The 18,251-nt window shown below is 61.1% G+C and carries 18 protein-coding genes and 2 tRNA genes; 15 read left to right on the top strand and 5 right to left on the bottom strand.

The window, feature by feature from the left end:
- Position 1: 1 nt before the first annotated feature.
- Positions 2 to 472, bottom strand: a complete 471-nt coding sequence (locus ACXAG8_RS05255) for a hypothetical protein (protein WP_475222701.1) — start codon at positions 470 to 472, stop codon at positions 2 to 4.
- Between the two features lie 150 nt (positions 473 to 622).
- Here ACXAG8_RS05255 and ACXAG8_RS05260 point away from each other — a divergent pair, with 150 nt between their 5' ends.
- A complete protein-coding gene (locus ACXAG8_RS05260) occupies positions 623 to 1,534 on the top strand; it encodes a pirin family protein (protein ID WP_475222703.1) in 912 nt (303 codons plus the stop codon).
- Positions 1,535 to 1,569: 35 nt separating this feature from the next.
- Here ACXAG8_RS05260 and ACXAG8_RS05265 read toward each other — a convergent pair whose 3' ends face one another.
- A complete protein-coding gene (locus tag ACXAG8_RS05265; protein WP_475222704.1) occupies positions 1,570 to 2,157 on the bottom strand; it encodes a TetR/AcrR family transcriptional regulator in 588 nt (195 codons plus the stop codon).
- A gap of 99 nt (positions 2,158 to 2,256) precedes the next feature.
- On the opposite strand from ACXAG8_RS05265, the gene ACXAG8_RS05270 reads away from it, so the two are divergent.
- The 14 genes from ACXAG8_RS05270 to ACXAG8_RS05335 all read left to right on the top strand — a co-directional run bounded on the left by ACXAG8_RS05270 (position 2,257) and on the right by ACXAG8_RS05335 (position 14,995).
- Entirely contained in the window at positions 2,257 to 2,505 is a 249-nt protein-coding gene (locus ACXAG8_RS05270) for a hypothetical protein (RefSeq protein WP_475222705.1), read from the top strand.
- Between the two features lie 139 nt (positions 2,506 to 2,644).
- Entirely contained in the window at positions 2,645 to 3,931 is a 1,287-nt protein-coding gene (locus ACXAG8_RS05275; RefSeq protein ID WP_475222706.1) for a homoserine dehydrogenase, read from the top strand.
- A gap of 71 nt (positions 3,932 to 4,002) precedes the next feature.
- Positions 4,003 to 4,986 (top strand): class II fructose-bisphosphatase, encoded by a 984-nt coding sequence (gene glpX / locus ACXAG8_RS05280; protein ID WP_475222707.1) that lies wholly within the window; start codon positions 4,003 to 4,005, stop codon positions 4,984 to 4,986.
- Positions 4,987 to 5,075: 89 nt separating this feature from the next.
- Positions 5,076 to 6,818, top strand: coding sequence for a single-stranded-DNA-specific exonuclease RecJ (gene recJ, locus ACXAG8_RS05285; RefSeq protein ID WP_475222709.1), 1,743 nt, complete (start codon positions 5,076 to 5,078; stop codon positions 6,816 to 6,818).
- A 109-nt stretch (positions 6,819 to 6,927) separates the two neighbouring features.
- Positions 6,928 to 7,002: transfer RNA gene (locus ACXAG8_RS05290), tRNA-Glu, on the top strand.
- A gap of 26 nt (positions 7,003 to 7,028) precedes the next feature.
- Positions 7,029 to 7,103: transfer RNA gene (locus ACXAG8_RS05295), tRNA-Glu, on the top strand.
- Between the two features lie 330 nt (positions 7,104 to 7,433).
- Positions 7,434 to 9,173, top strand: a complete 1,740-nt coding sequence (locus tag ACXAG8_RS05300) for an ABC transporter substrate-binding protein (protein WP_475222710.1) — start codon at positions 7,434 to 7,436, stop codon at positions 9,171 to 9,173.
- Between the two features lie 85 nt (positions 9,174 to 9,258).
- Positions 9,259 to 10,308, top strand: coding sequence for an ABC transporter ATP-binding protein (locus ACXAG8_RS05305; RefSeq protein ID WP_475222712.1), 1,050 nt, complete (start codon positions 9,259 to 9,261; stop codon positions 10,306 to 10,308).
- A 1-nt stretch (position 10,309) separates the two neighbouring features.
- A complete protein-coding gene (locus ACXAG8_RS05310; protein ID WP_475222713.1) occupies positions 10,310 to 11,386 on the top strand; it encodes an ABC transporter ATP-binding protein in 1,077 nt (358 codons plus the stop codon).
- Positions 11,383 to 12,246 (top strand): carbohydrate ABC transporter permease, encoded by an 864-nt coding sequence (locus ACXAG8_RS05315; RefSeq protein ID WP_475222714.1) that lies wholly within the window; start codon positions 11,383 to 11,385, stop codon positions 12,244 to 12,246. The genes ACXAG8_RS05310 and ACXAG8_RS05315 overlap by 4 nt, the downstream gene beginning before the upstream one ends.
- On the top strand, positions 12,243 to 13,040 hold the full coding sequence (locus ACXAG8_RS05320; protein ID WP_475222715.1) for a carbohydrate ABC transporter permease: 798 nt from the start codon (positions 12,243 to 12,245) through the stop codon (positions 13,038 to 13,040). Before ACXAG8_RS05315 ends, ACXAG8_RS05320 begins: the two co-directional genes overlap by 4 nt.
- A gap of 8 nt (positions 13,041 to 13,048) precedes the next feature.
- Positions 13,049 to 13,450 carry a DUF2160 domain-containing protein gene (locus ACXAG8_RS05325; RefSeq protein WP_475222716.1) on the top strand — a complete coding sequence of 134 codons (402 nt, stop codon included), beginning with the start codon at positions 13,049 to 13,051 and terminating at the stop codon, positions 13,448 to 13,450.
- A gap of 65 nt (positions 13,451 to 13,515) precedes the next feature.
- A complete protein-coding gene (locus tag ACXAG8_RS05330) occupies positions 13,516 to 13,911 on the top strand; it encodes a BlaI/MecI/CopY family transcriptional regulator (protein WP_475222717.1) in 396 nt (131 codons plus the stop codon).
- Positions 13,898 to 14,995, top strand: a complete 1,098-nt coding sequence (locus tag ACXAG8_RS05335) for a M56 family metallopeptidase (protein ID WP_475222718.1) — start codon at positions 13,898 to 13,900, stop codon at positions 14,993 to 14,995. Before ACXAG8_RS05330 ends, ACXAG8_RS05335 begins: the two co-directional genes overlap by 14 nt.
- A gap of 65 nt (positions 14,996 to 15,060) precedes the next feature.
- Here the strand turns inward: ACXAG8_RS05335 and ACXAG8_RS05340 are convergent, their stop codons facing one another.
- The 3 genes from ACXAG8_RS05340 to ACXAG8_RS05350 form a co-directional block, all read right to left on the bottom strand.
- Entirely contained in the window at positions 15,061 to 15,567 is a 507-nt protein-coding gene (locus ACXAG8_RS05340; protein WP_475222720.1) for a hypothetical protein, read from the bottom strand.
- A 60-nt stretch (positions 15,568 to 15,627) separates the two neighbouring features.
- Complete coding sequence (locus ACXAG8_RS05345) at positions 15,628 to 16,257, bottom strand: nucleoside/nucleotide kinase family protein (RefSeq protein WP_475222722.1); 630 nt, start codon at positions 16,255 to 16,257, stop codon at positions 15,628 to 15,630.
- Positions 16,258 to 16,324: 67 nt separating this feature from the next.
- On the bottom strand, positions 16,325 to 17,962 hold the full coding sequence (locus ACXAG8_RS05350) for an alpha-D-glucose phosphate-specific phosphoglucomutase (RefSeq protein WP_475222723.1): 1,638 nt from the start codon (positions 17,960 to 17,962) through the stop codon (positions 16,325 to 16,327).
- Positions 17,963 to 18,251 lie beyond the last annotated feature (289 nt).

Raw genomic sequence — 18,251 nt, forward strand, 5'->3', positions numbered from 1 at the left:
GTCACTGTCGCTCTGCAAGCAGGGCGGACAACATTTCAGACATGAACTTGGTCTGACCGGCGGCTGTCATGCCGCCGACCCCTACCCTGCGCCCCAGGCGCCACCACAGGCCCGGCGCCCAGGCGTTTCCCGTTCGGGCCCGCGTGCGGACCAAAAACCCGTTTGACGGTTTGAACGCAAAGACACCCCTGTCGACCGCTTCGATTTCGGCAACCTCGGCGATCATCTGACCAGAGCCGGTGCGCAGGGATGTCCGGGTCAGTTCGATGCTGTCGGCGGTGGCTGTCCACACGCGATAGGACAACCACAGCGCGCCCGCGCCCACCACCAGCAGAAATAACTGCCACCCCAGGGCAGGCGGCGTCGCCATCGCCACGTAAACCACGATCACCCCGATCGCGACCAGCATCGCCACCCCAAGGGCGCGCCTGAGCGGCGAGGCCTCGACAACCGCCAGCACTTCATCCTGCATGAATATCTCCCCGATTCATCGGCCCCCCATTACCCCTATTCGGCTGAAAACAACAGGCCCTGACAACCACTGCACAGTGATCGTGCTCAGACGCAAATTGACCGTTTCGGCGCGGACCCTAGATTGGACGCACAACGCCAGGAGGCCACAATGTCCATCAGACCAACCCTAGAAACACGGCAGGCCGTTCCCGCCATCGAAGGCGCCGGAGTGAAGTTGCATCGGGCTTTCGGCTTTCAGGATCCGACAGAGCTGGACCCATTTCTGCTGTTCGACGATTTTCGGAACGACCGGCCACAGGATTTTCAGGCCGGGTTCCCCTGGCACCCGCACAGGGGGATCGAAACCATCACCTATGTCTTATCGGGCACGGTCGAACACAGCGACTCGTTGGGCAACACCGGAACGCTGGGTGCGGGGGATGTGCAATGGATGACCGCCGGGTCGGGGATTCTGCACCAGGAAATGCCCAAGGGCAGCCCAAGCGGTCAAATGCACGGGTTCCAGTTGTGGGGCAACCTGCCCGCGGACCAGAAGATGACCGCCCCGCGTTACCAGGACGTCCTGAGCGCCGATATCCCCGAGATCATTGATGATGACGGTACAAAGGTGCGAGTCATCGTTGGGTCGTTCTGGGGGCGCACCGGCCCCGTGGACGGGATCGCAGCCGATCCGCAATACCTGGATATCTCGATTCCGCCCGGTATCACCCGCAGCTTTGGCATCGACACGTATCGCCGCGCCTTTGCCTATGTGTTCGAAGGCCAGGCCGCCTTTGCGGACGCCTCACAGCCCACGGGCGTGCTGCTGGAAAAAGAGGTGCGCGGGCAAGAGGTCAACATTCGTGACATGTCCGGCAACCGGACGCTGGTGCGCTTTGGCTCTGGCGACGAGATCAAGGTCCAGGCCGGGCCCGAGGGCGTGCGTTTCCTGATGATCTCTGGCGCGCCCATTGACGAGCCGGTAGCATGGCATGGGCCGATCGTGATGAACACCCGGTCCGAGCTTGAACAGGCGTTTCGCGATTTGCGGAACGGAACGTTCATCCAGCCCGCGCACTGATTCACCGGTGCGGATTGTTTGGCGGGGCGGTGGCGTCAGATGGCGACCGCCTTGCGCACCATATCCCAATAGACCTGTTCGACCTGGTCCAGAGACAGCCGCCCCTGTGCGCGGTACCAGGTCAGAACCCCGTTCAACATCGCGATGACTGCCAGGGTGGCGATTTTAGTATCGGCAACCGAAAACTGCCCCACGCGCTGACCTTCGCGCAAAATGCTCTCAAGCTGGTTTTCATAACGTCGCCGAAGGGTTTCGATCTCTGCGAAATACTCAGGCGTCAGGTTGCGCAGTTCCATATAGGCGATGAACACCTCGTCCGGGCGCTGTAGGTTGAACCGGATGTGAAACCCCACAAACCTGCGCAGATCTTCAGCCGGGTCAGACCCTGCCCCGACCTCGTCATAGGCTGAAAGCAATTCGTGCATGTGATCGCGCATTAGGCGGTACAGAAGGCTTTGCTTGTCGGGGGTGTAGTTGTACAACGCCCCGGCCTGCACGCCGACTTCGGCCGCGATCTGGCGCATCGAAACCGCCGCATAGCCGTGGCGCGCAAACAGGTTGAGCGCCGCCTTGCGGATACGCGGGCCGGTGATGTCCGAATGTGAGCCTTGTGTTCGTGCCATGGGCCAACCGTATATGAACAAATGTTCAGATAGAAGCCCGCTTGAACAGAACGGGCAAAACGTGCATCACCAAGGACACGCGCTTGCGGAAGGTTCGGCATGAAGGTTTTGATCCCACTGATATTGATGCTTGCCTGTGCGGGCTGCGCGGACATCCCCGAGCTTGACGGCAGCGAGACGAAAGCGGTGCGCGATGCCCCCTACCCCGAGCTGATCCCGTTGCAGCAGGCACTTGGGGCGCCCGCCGCCCCCGAAGCCGAGGCCGCCGCCGTAGAAGAAGAACTGACCGCCCGAAGCGAAGCCCTGGCCAAAAAAGCGCAGGACTTGCAAAACGCACCTGCGAATTAGGCAAAACTGCCCCCTCAGGGCAGCTTTGATGCCGCCCTGGGGCCGGTTCGGATTGCACCGCTGGCCTGAACCCGCTAAGGCAGCCAGCAACGGGCAAATCGTCCGAAAAACAGCATATCGAGCGGAAAGGACCACCGGAATGACACAGGCGCTGCGGCTTGGAATTGCTGGCTTGGGAACCGTCGGGGTGGGTGTCGTCAAGATCATTCGCCGCCATGCGGATCTGCTGCGGGACCGCACCGGCCGCCCGATCGAAATCGTCGCTGTTTCCGCCCGAAGCCCTGAAAAGGATCGCGGCGTTTCCCTAAAGGATTACCATTGGGAAACCGATCCGGTTGCATTGGCGAAACGCGATGACATCGATGTGTTCGTCGAACTGATGGGTGGGGAAAACGGCCCCGCGAAAGCATCGGTCGAGGCCGCCCTGGCCAGCGGCAAGGATGTGGTGACCGCCAACAAGGCCCTGTTGGCCATTCACGGCCAGGCCCTGGCCGAGCAGGCCGAGGCCGCAGGGCGCGCGATCCGGTTCGAAGCCGCCGTTGCCGGGGGTATCCCGGTGATCAAATCCCTGACCGAAGGGCTGGCCGGAAACGAAATCACCCGCGTCATGGGCGTGATGAACGGAACGTGCAACTATATCCTGACCCGGATGCAGTCGCAGGAACTGGGATATAACGCCCTGTTCGAAGAATGTGCCGAACTGGGATATCTCGAAGCGGACCCCAATCTGGACGTCGGCGGGATAGATGCCGCGCACAAGCTGGCCCTTTTGTCGTCGATCGCGTTTGGAACCAAGCCGAATTTCGACGGGATCGAGATTGAGGGCATTCAGCAGATCAGCCTGGAAGATATCCACCAGGCCGCCGATATGGGCTATCGGATCAAGTTGCTGGGCGTGGCCCAGCGCACTCCGCGTGGACTGGAACAGCGTATGCAGCCCTGCCTGGTGCCCAGCGACTCGCCGTTGGGCCAGCTTGAAGGCGGCACGAACATGGTGGTGATCGAAGGCGATGCGGTCGAACAGATTGTCCTGCGCGGTCCGGGGGCCGGTGAGGGCCCCACCGCAAGCGCGGTGATGGGCGACATCTGCGACCTGGCCCGCGGCCTGCTTGTCCCGACCTTTGGCCGGCCGGCTGTTTCGCTAAAGGACGCGGCCCCTGCCCGCACCGGATTGCCGGCGCCCTACTACCTGCGGCTGGCGCTGCTGGACAAGCCCGGAGCTTTGGCCAAGGTTGCCGCGGTGCTTGGTGATGCGGGCGTATCAATAGACCGGATGCGCCAATACGCCCATTCCGAAAGCACGGCGCCCGTATTGATCGTGACCCACAAGACCACGCGCACGACGCTGGATCATGCGCTGAACGGTCTGAGTGCGACCGATGTGGTGGCTGGCAATCCTGTCGCGCTGCGGATTGAACAGGTCTGAACCCTTGCGGCCTGCACCCTGGGCAGGCTATTGCGGTTTTAACGTCTTTGCTGACCAAAGGATTACATAGCATGAACGCTGCCAAAACCGATTTCAACGACCGCTTGCTGTCACTGGGTCTCGCACGGGTTGCAGAACAGGCCGCGCTGGCATCTGCCTCACTGGTTGGGCGGGGCGATGAAAAGGCCGCAGATCAGGCCGCCGTCAACGCCATGCGCGAGCAATTGAACCTGCTGGATATTGCCGGTGTTGTCGTCATCGGCGAAGGCGAACGGGACGAAGCGCCGATGCTGTTCATCGGTGAAGAGGTCGGGACCGGCGACGGCCCCGGCGTGGATATTGCGCTGGACCCCCTGGAAGGGACCACCCTGACCGCCAAGGACATGCCCAACGCGCTGACGGTCATCGCCATGGGCCCGCGCGGGTCGATGCTGCATGCGCCGGATGTCTATATGGACAAACTGGCCATCGGTCCGGGATACCCCGAAGGCGTCGTGACCCTGGACATGAGCCCGCGCGAACGGGTCGAAGCGCTGGCCAAGGCAAAGGGATGCGAGCCTGCTGACATCACCGTCTGCATTCTGGAACGCCCGCGTCACGAGGCGATGATTGCCGAAGTGCGCGAAACCGGCGCGTCGATCCGCCTGATCACCGATGGCGATGTTGCCGGTGTCATGCATTGCGCCGAAAGCAATGTGACCGGCATCGACATGTATATGGGCCAGGGCGGTGCACCCGAGGGCGTGCTGGCTGCAGCCGCGCTGAAATGCATGGGCGGCCAGATCTTTGGTCGCCTGATGTTCCGCAATGACGACGAACGCGGCCGGGCCGCCAAGGCGGGCATCACGGACCTGGACCGCGTTTATGGCCGCGACGAGATGGTCACCGCCGACGTGATCTTTGCCGCAACGGGTGTCACCGGCGGATCGCTTCTGCCGCGGATCAAGCGCGAACCGGGTTGGGTTGAAACCACGACATTGTTGATGCGCTCGAAGACCGGATCGGTGCGACGCATGTCCTATCGCACCCCGATGTGGCCGCACCTGGATGCGTAACGGCTTGCGCCGTTGCCTCCGGCGGGAGTATTTCTGAAAAGATGAAAGGCCGGGCCCGCACAGGTCCGGCCTTGGTTTTGGAGGCGTATGTGAGTTTTCTGGGCGTAGAACAATCGTTGACGGGCCGACGCTGGGTTGGGCCCGGCGCAGACGTGGAGCGGGCCACCGAAGCGCTGGTCCAGCAGGCTGATCTTCCGCGCGCGGTTTGCCAGGTTCTTGCCCGCAGGGGCGTTCCTGCAATGGAAGCACGCGGGTTTCTGGACCCCAAGCTGAAGGAATTGCTGCCTGACCCGCGGGCCTTGATGGAAATGGAAAAGGCCGCCGCCCGCTTTTTGCAGGCTGTGAAGGCCCGGCAGCGGATCGCGGTTTTTGCCGATTATGATGTCGATGGCGGCAGTTCGGCGGCGTTGTTGCTGGTGTGGCTGCGGCAAATGGGGGTGCAGGCCACCTTGTATGTGCCTGACCGGATTGACGAGGGGTACGGCCCCAACGAACCGGCCATGAAGCAGCTTGCGGCAACCCATGATCTTATCATCTGCGTCGATTGCGGAACCTTGAGCCATGGGCCGATCGCGGCGGCGCGCGGGGCGGATGTTATTGTTCTGGACCATCACCTTGGCGGTGAAACGCTGCCGGAATGCGTCGCGGTGGTCAATCCGAACCGACAGGACGAAAGCGGTGATCTTGGCTATTTATGCGCCGCCGGGGTGGTGTTTCTGATGCTGGTCGAAGCGGGGCGGCAGCTGCGCGAAAGTGGCGCGAGCAGCCCCGATCTGATCCCGTTTCTGGACCTGGTTGCACTGGCCACGGTTGCCGATGTTGCCCCGTTGATCGAAGCGAACCGGGCCCTGGTCAGACAGGGGCTGAAAGTGATGGCGGGACGGCAGCGGCCCGGTCTTGTGGCCCTGTCTGATGTTGCCCGGATGGATACCGCGCCGACCAGTTACCATCTGGGGTTTCTGCTGGGCCCGCGTGTGAATGCCGGGGGGCGGATCGGCCAGGCGGATCTGGGCGCCCGACTGTTGTGCAGCGAAACGCTGACCGAGGCTGGACCGCTGGCCCAGCGCCTGGACGAGCTGAATGCCGAGCGCCGCGAAATCGAGAACACCGTCCGGGCCGCCGCCCTGGATCAGGCCGAAGAGCGCGGGCTTGACGCGCCGCTGGTCTGGGCGGCGCATGATGGATGGCATCCGGGGGTCGTCGGGATCGTAGCCTCGCGTTTGAAGGATGCCGCGAACCGGCCTGCCATTGTCATCGGGTTCGACGGTGACGAGGGCAAGGGATCAGGCCGCTCTGTTCCCGGTATTGACCTTGGCGCGTCAATCCAGCGGCTTGCGTCCGAGGGGTTGTTGCTCCGTGGGGGCGGTCACAAGATGGCGGCGGGGCTGACCGTCATGCGCGATCAGCTTGAGCCCGCCATGGCGCGATTGTCGGAGCTGTTGGCCAAGCAGGGCGCCGGTCAGGCGGGGCCTGCCGACCTGAAACTGGACGGGACGTTGATGCCGGGGGCGGCCTCTGTCGATCTGATCGAGCAGATCGAACAGGCCGGACCATTCGGGGCCGGTGCCCCTGCCCCGCGATACGCTTTTCCCGACTTGCAGGTGCGGTTTGCCAAACGGGTCGGCGAAACCCATCTGAAGCTGTCCCTGTCGGACGGGATGGGGGGTGGTCTGGACGCAATCGCCTTTGGCGCCTTTGACGGGCCCATGGGCGAAAAGCTCAGCAATCACGGGGGCGCGCGGTTCCATTTTGCCGGACGGTTGGAAGTCAATTCCTGGGGAGGACGGCAAAGCGTTCAGTTGCGTCTGGAGGATGCGGCCAGCGCGGGCTGAGCGATGCTTCAACCCCTTTTCTGGCCCGCCAAAAAAACTTTCCGTCGCTGCACTTTTCGGCTTGCGGGGCATCGGTGTAATCCGTAAAAGGCCCTCCACAAGCCAGCGTGGCCCGTTCGTCTATCGGTTAGGACGCCAGGTTTTCAACCTGGAAAGAGGGGTTCGATTCCCCTACGGGCTACCATTCTTGACTTGGCTGAGGCACAGCGTGGCCCGTTCGTCTATCGGTTAGGACGCCAGGTTTTCAACCTGGAAAGAGGGGTTCGATTCCCCTACGGGCTACCATTTTTCCAATCAGCGCTGCGATATCGCCCCCCCATTGGCGATGGACTTGACCCTGCGGGACACAATGCCGTGGCTTTCTGGATCTTTGGCCCAGGGGCTGACAAGGCCGGTAGCCGGATCGGCGGCCCGGCCCCCTGGCGCGGCGTTTTTCACAATATCGAAAAGGGTTTACAACGGAACATCAACGCTCAACCAGGGGGGACTGACTGGGCGCGTGACCGACCGCAATTTCAATTACTAAAAATTTAGTTTGACAGGCGCGCGGGAAATCGCGGATGCTGATCGCCATTCGGTTCGCACCGGATAACCATAATCTTTGGGAGGAGACAGATGCGGAGACATCTACTTTCCGCAGTGGCGGCGGCAGCCGTCATTGCGGGGCACGGTCCTGTTTGGGCCGACGAAGCCGCAGCACAGCGCTGGATCGACGACGAATTCCAGCCATCGACCCTGTCGAAAGACGAACAGATGGCCGAAATGCAATGGTTCATCGACGCTGCACAGCCTTATTCCGGCATGGAAATCAACGTCTTGTCTGAGGGCATTCCGACGCATTCCTACGAATCCGAGGTGCTTGCCAAGGCGTTCGAGGAAATCACCGGGATCAAGGTCAATCACCAGATCCTGGGCGAAGGCGAAGTGGTTCAGGCCGTTCAGACCCAATTGCAGACGGGTCGGAACCTGTATGACGGCTATGTCAATGACAGCGACCTGATCGGCACCCATTCGCGCCTGCAGCTGGCTTATCCGCTGACCGACATGATGGGCGGTGACTGGGCGGCGACGACCTCGCCGACGCTGGACATGGATGACTTTATGGGCATTCAGTTCACCACCGGACCGGATGGCAAGCTGTATCAGCTGCCCGACCAGCAATTCGCCAACCTCTACTGGTTCCGCAAGGACTGGTTTGATGACGAGGCCAACAAGGCCGCGTTCAAAGAGAAATACGGCTATGATCTGGGCGTTCCGGTCAACTGGTCGGCCTACGAAGACATCGCCGAGTTTTTCACCGAAGACGTGAAAGAGGTCGATGGTGTCGCGATCTATGGCCACATGGATTACGGCAAGCGCGCGCCCGACCTGGGCTGGCGTATGACCGATGCGTGGCTGTCGATGGCTGGCGCCGGTGACAAAGGCGAGCCAAACGGTATTCCGGTTGATGAATGGGGCATCCGCATGGAAGCGGGTACCTGCAACCCCGTTGGTGCGTCGGTGTCTCGTGGTGGTGCGGCAAACGGCCCGGCTGCGGTCTATGCGATCCGCAAATGGGACGAATGGCTGCGCAACTATGCGCCTCCGGGTGCGGCGTCCTATGACTTCTACCAATCGCTGCCCGCGCTCAGCCAGGGCAACGTGGCCCAGCAGATCTTCTGGTACACCGCCTTTACCGCCGACATGGTCAAGCCGAAATCCGAAGGCAACAACACCGTGGATGACGAAGGCACGCCGCTGTGGCGGATGGCGCCCAGCCCGCACGGCCCCTATTGGGAAGACGGCCAGAAGGTTGGTTACCAGGACGTTGGGTCGTGGACCTTCCTGAAATCGACACCTGCGGATCGTGCTCAGGCGGCTTGGCTCTATGCCCAGTTCGTGACGTCCAAGACTGTTGATGTGAAGAAGTCCCATGTGGGTCTAACCTTCATCCGCGACAGCTCGGTCAACCACGAGTCGTTCACGGAACGCGCACCCAAACTGGGTGGCCTGGTCGAGTTCTACCGCTCGCCTGACCGCGTGGCATGGTCGCCGACCGGCATCAACGTGCCGGATTATCCGAAGCTGGCCCAGATCTGGTGGCAGCAGATCGGTGACGTGAACTCGGGCGCCTTCACCCCGCAAGAGGCGATGGACCGTCTGGCCGAGGAAATGGACATCACCATGGCCCGTATGCAGGCCGCGGATGAGGCCGCCAACGTCTATGGCGGCTGTGGTCCGCGCCTGAACGAGCCGCAGGATCCTGCCTTTTGGCTGGAAAAAGCGGGTTCGCCCAAGGCCAAGCTGGAGAACGAAAAGCCGCAGGGCCAGACCGTCAACTATGACGAACTGGTTGCGCGCTGGCAGTCCCAGTAAGCACAAAACCGGGGGCGCCGATTGCGGCGCCCCCAACCGCAAGACAGTTACGGCGCGATGCGCTGCGGGATCGGAACCCACGGACATGATCGAACTACAAGACGCGACCAAACGGGTCGGCAACGTCATCCATATCAAACCCACGTCCCTGACCCTGAAGACCGGCCATTTCAACGTCCTGCTGGGCGCGACCGGATCGGGCAAGACCTCTTTGATCAAGATGATGGCCGGGCTGGACCCGATGGCCTCGGGCAAGGTCCTGATGGATGGGCAGGATGTAACCCGGTTGAACACGCAAAAACGGCAGATCAGCCTGGTCCACCAGTTCTTTGTGAACTACCCGCATATGAGTGTGTTCGACAACATCGCCTCGCCGCTGCGGGTGGCTGGCATGGCGAAATCCGAGATTGAGGGCCGCGTGGAAGAGGCAGCCGACCTGCTGCAACTGCGCCCGATGCTGCATCGCCGCCCGCATGAGCTGTCGGGCGGCCAACAGCAGCGCACCGCCTTGGCCCGCGCGATTGCCAAGGAAAGCCGCGCCGTATTCCTGGACGAGCCGCTGGCGAACCTGGATTACAAGCTGCGTGAAGAACTGCGCGAGCAGTTGCCTGATCTGTTCGCGGGCCGCGGGGCCGTGGTGGTCTATGCGACCTCGGAACCAGAAGAGGCGCTGTTGCTGGGTGGCCATACCGCCCTGATGGAAGATGGCCGCGTCACCCAGTTCGGGCCGACCGCCGACATCTATCGCAATCCCGAAAACATCGCCGCCGCGCGCGTCTTTTCGGACCCGCCGATCAACGTCGCGCAAATCACCGTATCCGGCGCACAGGCGCAACTGGCCGGTGGCGGCGGCTGGCCGGTTTCTGACCTGTCCGATGGCGATTACACGGTCGCCGTCCGCCCGCACCGCGTGACGCCGTTCCGCAGTTCGGACGCGGATGTCGAACTGACCGGCCGCGTGATCGTGACCGAGCTTTCGGGCTCGGATTCCAGCGCGCATTTTCAACATGGCGAAGATGCCTGGGTTTCGCTGGCGGCGGGCGTGCACCCCTATCAGGTTGGTGAAGATCACAGTTTCTATATGAACCCGGCCCATTGCCGGTATTTCGGCCAAGACGGCAAAAGGGTGGCCTGACATGGCACAGATCAAGCTTTCCAACCTGCGACACAGCTATATGCCCGCGCCGACAGGCCCCGAGGACTATGCGCTCAAGGAAATCGACGTGACCTGGCGCGATGGCGGGGCCTATGCGCTGTTGGGGCCGTCGGGTTGCGGCAAGTCTACGCTGCTCAACATCATCTCGGGTCTGTTGACCCCGTCCGCGGGGCAGATTCTGTTCGATGACCGTGACGTGACCGCCCTGCCCCCGGATCAGCGCAACATCGCGCAGGTTTTTCAGTTTCCGGTGATCTATGACACCATGACGGTGCGCGAGAACCTGGCCTTTCCGCTAAAGAACCGGGGCGTCGACACGGCAACGATTGCGCGCCGCGTGGATGAGATTGCCCAGATGCTGGATGTCACGGATATGCTGGACACCCGTGCCAGCGGCCTCAGCCCCGACAACAAGCAAAAGATCTCGATGGGGCGCGGTCTGGTGCGTGACGATGTGAATGCGGTGATGTTTGACGAACCGCTGACGGTGATCGACCCGCATCTGAAATGGAAGCTGCGGTCCAAGCTGAAAGAGCTGCACCAGCGCGTCAAAGCCACCATGATCTATGTGACCCACGACCAGACCGAGGCATTGACCTTTGCGGATGAGGTCGTCGTGATGCAGGATGGCGAAGTGGTGCAGATTGGCACGCCGGTTGATCTGTTCGAACGTCCCCAGCATACATTTGTCGGCCACTTTATCGGATCACCCGGCATGAACGTCCTGCCCTGTGAGGCCAAGGGCGACCGCGCCGTATTCGAAGGCCATGAAGTGATGCTGGAAGGGCCAACCAGGGGCGACGGAGGCCGCACCGATCTGGGTATCCGCCCCGAATATGTAAGCTTTGGCGACAGCGGCATCCCGGCGCAAGTGACCAAGGTTGCCGACATTGGACGCCATTTCGTGGTCAGCGCCATGGTCGGCAACACCGCCCTCAAGGCTGTCACCGAACATGCGGTCCCCGAGCCGGGCTCGCAGGTCTTCCTGCAATTCAAACCTGAACAATCCCGCGTCTACCGCGACGGCTGGATCGCAACCGAGGAGCACGCCGGATGAGAACGGAAAACCAAAAGGCATGGTTCTTTGTGCTGCCGGTGCTGGCGCTGGTCGCGTTCAACGCGCTGGTGCCGATGATGACGGTGGTCAACTACTCGGTTCAGGAAACCTTTGGCAACAACCAGTTCTTCTGGGAAGGGCTGGGTTGGTTCGAACAAATTCTGCGGTCGGACAGGTTTCAGGCGGCATTGGGGCGGCAATTCCTGTTTACCGCGATGATCCTGATGATCGAGGTGCCGCTGGGCATCATCGTGGCGCTTTCGATGCCGCGCAAAGGGTTCTGGGTGCCGGTCTGTCTGGTGCTGATGGCCCTGCCGATGCTGATCCCGTGGAACGTGGTCGGCTCGATGTGGAACATCTTTACCCTGCCCAAGATCGGCCTGCTGGGATATTTCCTGAATGACGTTCTGGGCATCAACTATGACATGACACAACAGCCGCTTTCGGCCTGGATCACCGTCGTTGTCATGGATGTCTGGCACTGGACGTCGCTGGTGGTGCTGCTGTGCTATGCGGGTCTGGTGTCGATCCCCGATGCGTACTACCAAGCCGCCAAGATCGACGGTGCCAGCCCATGGTCCGTGTTCCGCTATATCCAGCTGCCCAAGATGAAAACCGTCCTGACCATCGCCGTTCTGTTGCGGTTCATGGACAGTTTCAACATCTATACCGAGCCTTTCGTTCTGACCGGCGGCGGCCCCGGCAATTCGACCACCCTGCTGTCGATCGACCTTGTAAAGATCGCGCTGGGCCAGTTCGACCTTGGCCCAGCTGCGGCGATGAGCCTGATCTATTTCGCCATCACGCTGCTGGTTTCATGGGTCTTCTACACCCTGATGACAAAGGATGACGCGCAATGAAAAAGCGGTCTCTCATCCCGATCCTCTATATCGCGTTCCTGATGCTGCCGATCTATTGGCTGGTGGCGATGTCCTTCAAGACCACGAACGAGATCCTGTCGGGCTTTTCCCTGTTTCCCCAAACCTTTACGCTGGAAAATTACATCACTATTTTCACTGATCCGACGTGGTATTGGGGGTATATCAACTCGATCACCTATGTGACGATCAACACGGTTCTGTCGATCTGTGTGGCGCTGCCTGCGGCCTATGCGTTCTCGCGTTATCGGTTCCTGGGCGACAAACAGCTGTTTTTCTGGCTGCTGACCAACCGGATGGCCCCTGCTGCCGTGTTCGCCCTGCCCTTCTTTCAGCTCTATTCGTCGATCCACCTGTTCGACACATATCTGGCGGTGGCGCTGGCCCATACGCTGTTCAACGTGCCGCTGGCGGTGTGGATTTTGGAAGGCTTCATGCGTGGCATCCCCAAGGAACTGGACGAGACAGCTTACGTCGACGGCTATTCCTTCCCGCGTTTCTTCGTGACGATCTTCCTGCCCAACATCAAGGCGGGTGTGGGCGTTGCCGCCTTTTTCTGCTTCATGTTCTCGTGGGTGGAGATGCTGCTGGCCAAAACCCTAACAGCGGTCGAGGCCAAACCGATTGCTGCCGTGATGACACGCACCGCATCCAGCGCGGGGTATGAACTGGGCCTGCTGGCGGCCGCCGGAACGCTGACCATCATCCCCGGCGCCATCGTCATCTGGTTTGTCCGAAACTACATCGCGCGTGGCTTCGCGATGGGACGAGTGTGAGGTTCGATATGCGCAAGCTTCTTCTTTCCCTTCCCTTCCTGCCCTCCGCCGCATTTGCGCAACAGGCCGGTTGGGGCAGCGTGGGCCAGCAAGAGGAAAAAGGTTTTTCCTGGACCGATCCGCTGTGGCCCGATTTCTGGATGGCCTGGACCCCTGCAACGCTTGCGGTGTTTGTCGGCATCTTTTCAGCCATCGCCCTGATCGGCGTGCTCGAAGGGTTCAAGTTCCGCGACGGGATCGAACGCCGCGGCGTGCTGGGCCTGACCACCACGCTGGGCGACCGGCTGTTCATCACGCTACTGGGATCGGCCTATATCTTTCTGGCCTGGCTCGGGCTGGTCGGTCAGCCGGTCTGGACGCCCCTGTTCCTGTCCATTGGCTGGGGTGTATTCGTGTTCTGGAAAGTTTAGGCTTTGCGAAACGGTGAAAGAATGCTTGTCTGGCTGGATTACTGAATATGGCGACGCCGAGACCGATGAGAAAGAAAAAGACGACAAACCTGCTGACCGAGGTTGAACTGGAGTTCATGAACGAACTGTGGGGCCTGGGGCAAGGATCGGTCCGTGATGTGCTTGACCGGCTACCGCCGGAACGCAACCTGGCCTATACATCCGGCGCCACGATCCTGCGCATTCTCGATGAAAAAGGTTTCGTGGAAAGCCGCAAAGACGGCAAATCCCTGATCTATAGGCCGCTTCTGGAAAAAGACAGGTATCAGGCGCGGTCACTTCAGAACCTGTCCCGCACCTTGTTTGACGACACGCCCGCCACTTTGGTCGCGCGTCTTGTCGACGATGCAGGCCTGAGCGAAGCCGACCTGGAGGAAATTCGAGCACTGGTAGAGAGGAGACTGCAAAATGACAGCGGTTAAGCCGGTTCTCGACGCATATATCGAACTGAATCTGGTTCTGGTCATGTCTGCCCTGATCTGGTCAGGGGCCAGGTTTGTCCTGTCCCGGACGGCACTCAGACACAATTATGTCGTCCAGCTGCGGGCGCTCAAGGCGCTGTGCGTCTGCATCCTGCTCAGCCCGCTTTTGGCCGTTGGGGTCGCGGGTCTGGCCGGTGCGCTGTGGCCCGGACAGGCTGTTGGCTTTGGTGATATCGCCGTCGCGGCCTATCTTCGGGGCGACATCGCGATGCCCGCAACCCAATTCGAAGCCCTTCTGAACACGCGCCAGCGTTGGGTCGAGGTCGCGCTGTCGGGCGACCACCTCTTGCTGACGGCGATTATTGCGCTTGCGGGCCTGATTAGCGTGGGCCTGGCCTTGCGCGTCGGGCGCGACGCCATGGCAATTCATCAGACGGTACGCACCAGTTTTGTCTGGCGCCGTTCAGCCTGTGTGGACATCCGCCTGTCGGACCGCATTACCGTGCCTTTCGCAGTCCGCGGGCTGCGTCGGCGCCACGTTGTGCTGCCCAGCCACCTGCTGAATACCCCCAGAGAGTTGCGATTTGCCCTGGCCCACGAGCTTGAGCATGTGCGCGCGCAGGATGTGGAATGGGAGCTTGGATTCGAACTTTTGCGCCCGCTGCTGTTCTGGAACCCGGCCTATCATGTGCTGAAACACCATTTCAGCCGTCTGCGAGAGCTGGCCTGCGATCAGTCGGTCATCACGCGCAAAGGGATTGATGCGCGCGATTATACCGCCTGCCTGTTGGATTATTGCGCACGTACGGTGTCGCGTGGCAGCCCGCGGGTTTTGAACGTCGCCCTGGTCTCGGGCGGCAAGGCAAAGCGCGCGCTGCGCCAGCGCGTTCTCGCCCTGACCGACACACCCGCCGTACAGACCCGCCTGACGACTGTCTTTCTTGGACTGACGGTGCTTTTTGCCTTTGTGCTGGCGCTTGGTTCTGCATCGATCCGCGAAACCGGCGATTGGAGCCATGACAGGCTGATGCTGTCAACGGTGGTCAATCTTGAACGGCTGGAAGCCCGCAACCAGGGAAACTGAGCGCATTGCCCACCGCACGGGCGTAAGGGTCCGAAGACCACCGCCGAGTTCTTGTGACCGCAGCCTCAGATAAACGGGTCGTAGGACCATTGCAGCAGCGCCTGCCGCTGCCGCGGACGGCAAAATACGTCGCCCGGATAGCAATTGGCCCGAACCTGCCCCGCGTGCCGGGCAAAACCCTTCCATCGGCCTATCTGTTTGCGATCGATATCATCAATGCGACGCCCCATGAAATAGCGGCAATACCACTGAAACCACCCGCGCGGATCAGGCCCATAGATCCATCCTTTCTCGCGCCAAACCGCCAAGGATTGGCGGCTTTTGACCCCGAATTGGTTCAATTTTTCGTCCGGTTGCGGGCTGATCCGGGCCCGCTCGAACCAATCCGCGGGAAATTCCGCCCGGCAATCGGTCATGTAGCAACCTTCGAAAACGCCCATCTCCAGCATTTCACGCGGGGTGTAGACGGGTTTGAAATCAGTTGCGAACCCCGCACCCATCGGCTCGGTCAGCACATAGCTGTACCCGTCCTGCATCTTGTCGCGAACGGTGATTTCCCTGGGGCGAGTCATGACGGGACTGAACACCATGTTTGACCGACTGTCATGTCCAAAACTCAGGAAACCCGCGGATCATCCCGCAATTGTCACGTCGGCGGCAAGCGATCTGGCCGAAACCAGCCGGGCATTGCTCAGGTCATTTCCCCGCGCCCGCGCCTTTGCCTGTTCGGGGGGCAACCCATGCGCCAGCCACCTGTTGACAAGGCGCTGCAACAGGACCGGTTCCGGAACGGCCAATTGCACCGAGAAGTCCCAAAACCCATACAGGTCACGCCAGCCCGGCGCGTCGTAAAGCAGGTAATTCCCTTCGACGATCACGGTATCGCAATCGTCCGCAACAACTCCGCCCCCGGCAATCGCAATATCTCTGTCGCGATCAAAAACCGGGAAATACACCGTTTCACGGCCCGGCAACGCCGCGACAAGACGCAGAAATCCGCCCTGGTCAAAAGTCTCGGGCGCGCCCTTTCGGGACAACACCCCCCTTTGGGTCAGGATCGCATTGTCGAGGTGAAATCCGTCCATCGGCACAACGACCGCCAGGTATCCGGCGTCGGTCATGTGACTTGCCAGGACCTGTGACAGGGTTGATTTGCCAGAGGCCGGTGGCCCAGCAACGGCAACCAACCTGCGATGACCCGACCTTGGCGCCGCCAGGAGCTGCTCCAGGATGTCCTGCGCAATCATAGCCGCATCGCTCATGGCGCAGGCCCTGCGGAACAGCCCGGGCACCGACCCCGACGCGCCGGATTGCAGTCGTTTCCAAGGGTCATGTGATCACGTCCGCCTTGTCGCGCCCGGTACGTTCACTGATCCGGGCCAGGCTGTCCGCCGCCCTCAGAACCGGTTCCAGCGCGTCGCGAACATCCATGCCATGATCGCCGTCCTGCCCGACGTACCGTTCCAGGTAAACACGTAACGTCGCGCCCTGGGTGCCGGTTCCGGACAGGCGCAGGACCACCCGCGCGCCGCCGTCGAACGAGATGCACACGCCCTGCCCTTCGGTCAGGCTGTGGTCAACCGGGTCGTCATAGGAAAACTCGTCAGCCGCAGCGACACGCAACGATCCCGCTTCGGTTCCGGCAAGCCCGGCCAGACCTGCGCGCAAACTGTCCATCAGGGCATTGGCAATCTCGGTCGGGATCTCCTCGTAATCATGGCGCGCATAGTAGTTGCGCCCGAAGCTGCGCCAGTGATCTTGCTGAAGCTGCACGATATCCCGCCCGTCACGCGCCAGAATGTTCAGCCACAACAACACGGCCCAAAGCCCGTCTTTTTCGCGAATATGGTCCGAACCGGTGCCCGCGCTTTCCTCGCCGCACAAGGTCGCCATGCCTGCGTCCAGAAGGTTGCCAAAGAATTTCCAGCCGGTCGGCGTTTCATAGCACGGGATGGCCAGTCGCTCTGCGACAAGGTCGACGGCCTGGCTGGTTGGCATGGATCGCGCAACGCCTGCCAGCTTGCCGGCATAGGCCGGGGCCAGATGCGCATGGGCGGTCAACAGGGCCAGGCTGTCCGACGGTGTCACGAAGGTTCCGCGCCCCATGATCATATTGCGATCTCCATCCCCATCTGAGGCGGCCCCGAAATCCGGGGCGTCGGGGCCGTTCATGATACCAACCAACTGGCTGGCCCAAACCGGGTTCGGGTCCGGGTGCCCTCCGCCGAAATCGAGGGAAGGAATGGCATTGATCACCGTTCCTTTCGGGGCGCCAAGCGTGTCTTCGAGGATACGTTTTGCATAGGGCCCTGTCACCGCATGCATGGCGTCGAAACACATCCGGAACCCACCAGCGAACAGGGCACGGATGGCGTCGAAATCAAACAGTTCCTGCATCAGCGCCTGGTAGTCGGCGACGGGGTCGATCACGTCGACAAGGGTCTTACCCACCGAGAAACGACCGGGTTGCCCGACGGGGCACGCCACGTCTTCGGAGATCCTGTATTCGGTGATGCGCTGGGTCTGCTCATAAATCCGGTCGGTGATCGCTTCCGGCGCAGGCCCGCCATTGGGCGCATTGAACTTGACCCCGAAATCGCCGGTTTCCCCGCCTGGGTTGTGACTGGCCGACAGGATGATGCCGCCATCGGTTCCATATTTTCGGATCAGGTTCGAAACGGCTGGCGTGGACAACAGGCCGTTCTGACCGACGATCAACCGGGCGGCCCCATTGGCTGCGGCCATGCGAATGATGATGTCTACGGCTTCGGCATTGAAAAACCGCCCGTCCCCGCCGATCACATAGGTTTTCCCCGCAGCGCCACCCGTTCCGTCAAACACCGATTGGACAAAGTTCTCAAGATACCCCGGCGCGCGAAAAACCGCGGTCTTCTTTCGCAACCCGGACGTGCCGGGTTTCTGCCCGTCAATGGGTGCGGTTTGAACGGTCGCGTACGACGTTGTCATATTCCTGTTCCAATCCTCTTTATCCAAACACTGGTTTCAAAACCGCGCCGCCCCGGTTGTTGCGACCACAGCGGGCACCCGAACCCTAGCAGCGAAAGACGACAGTTTCCGCATTCTCTTGGCAAGGCTTGTTTCCCGAGGCGGTTAAGTCTCATTTGTCAAATCGATCAACAGCTTTCCAACCTGTATAGCCGCGATTTCAGACTTCGAATACTGTGCGTGCGGCCTTGGACCGGTTCAACAGCCACGTTTGCCGCTTTCCTGTTCAGCTTGCAGATGCCCCCGCAAG

This window comes from Ruegeria sp. ABD4_443, assembly GCF_056160865.1.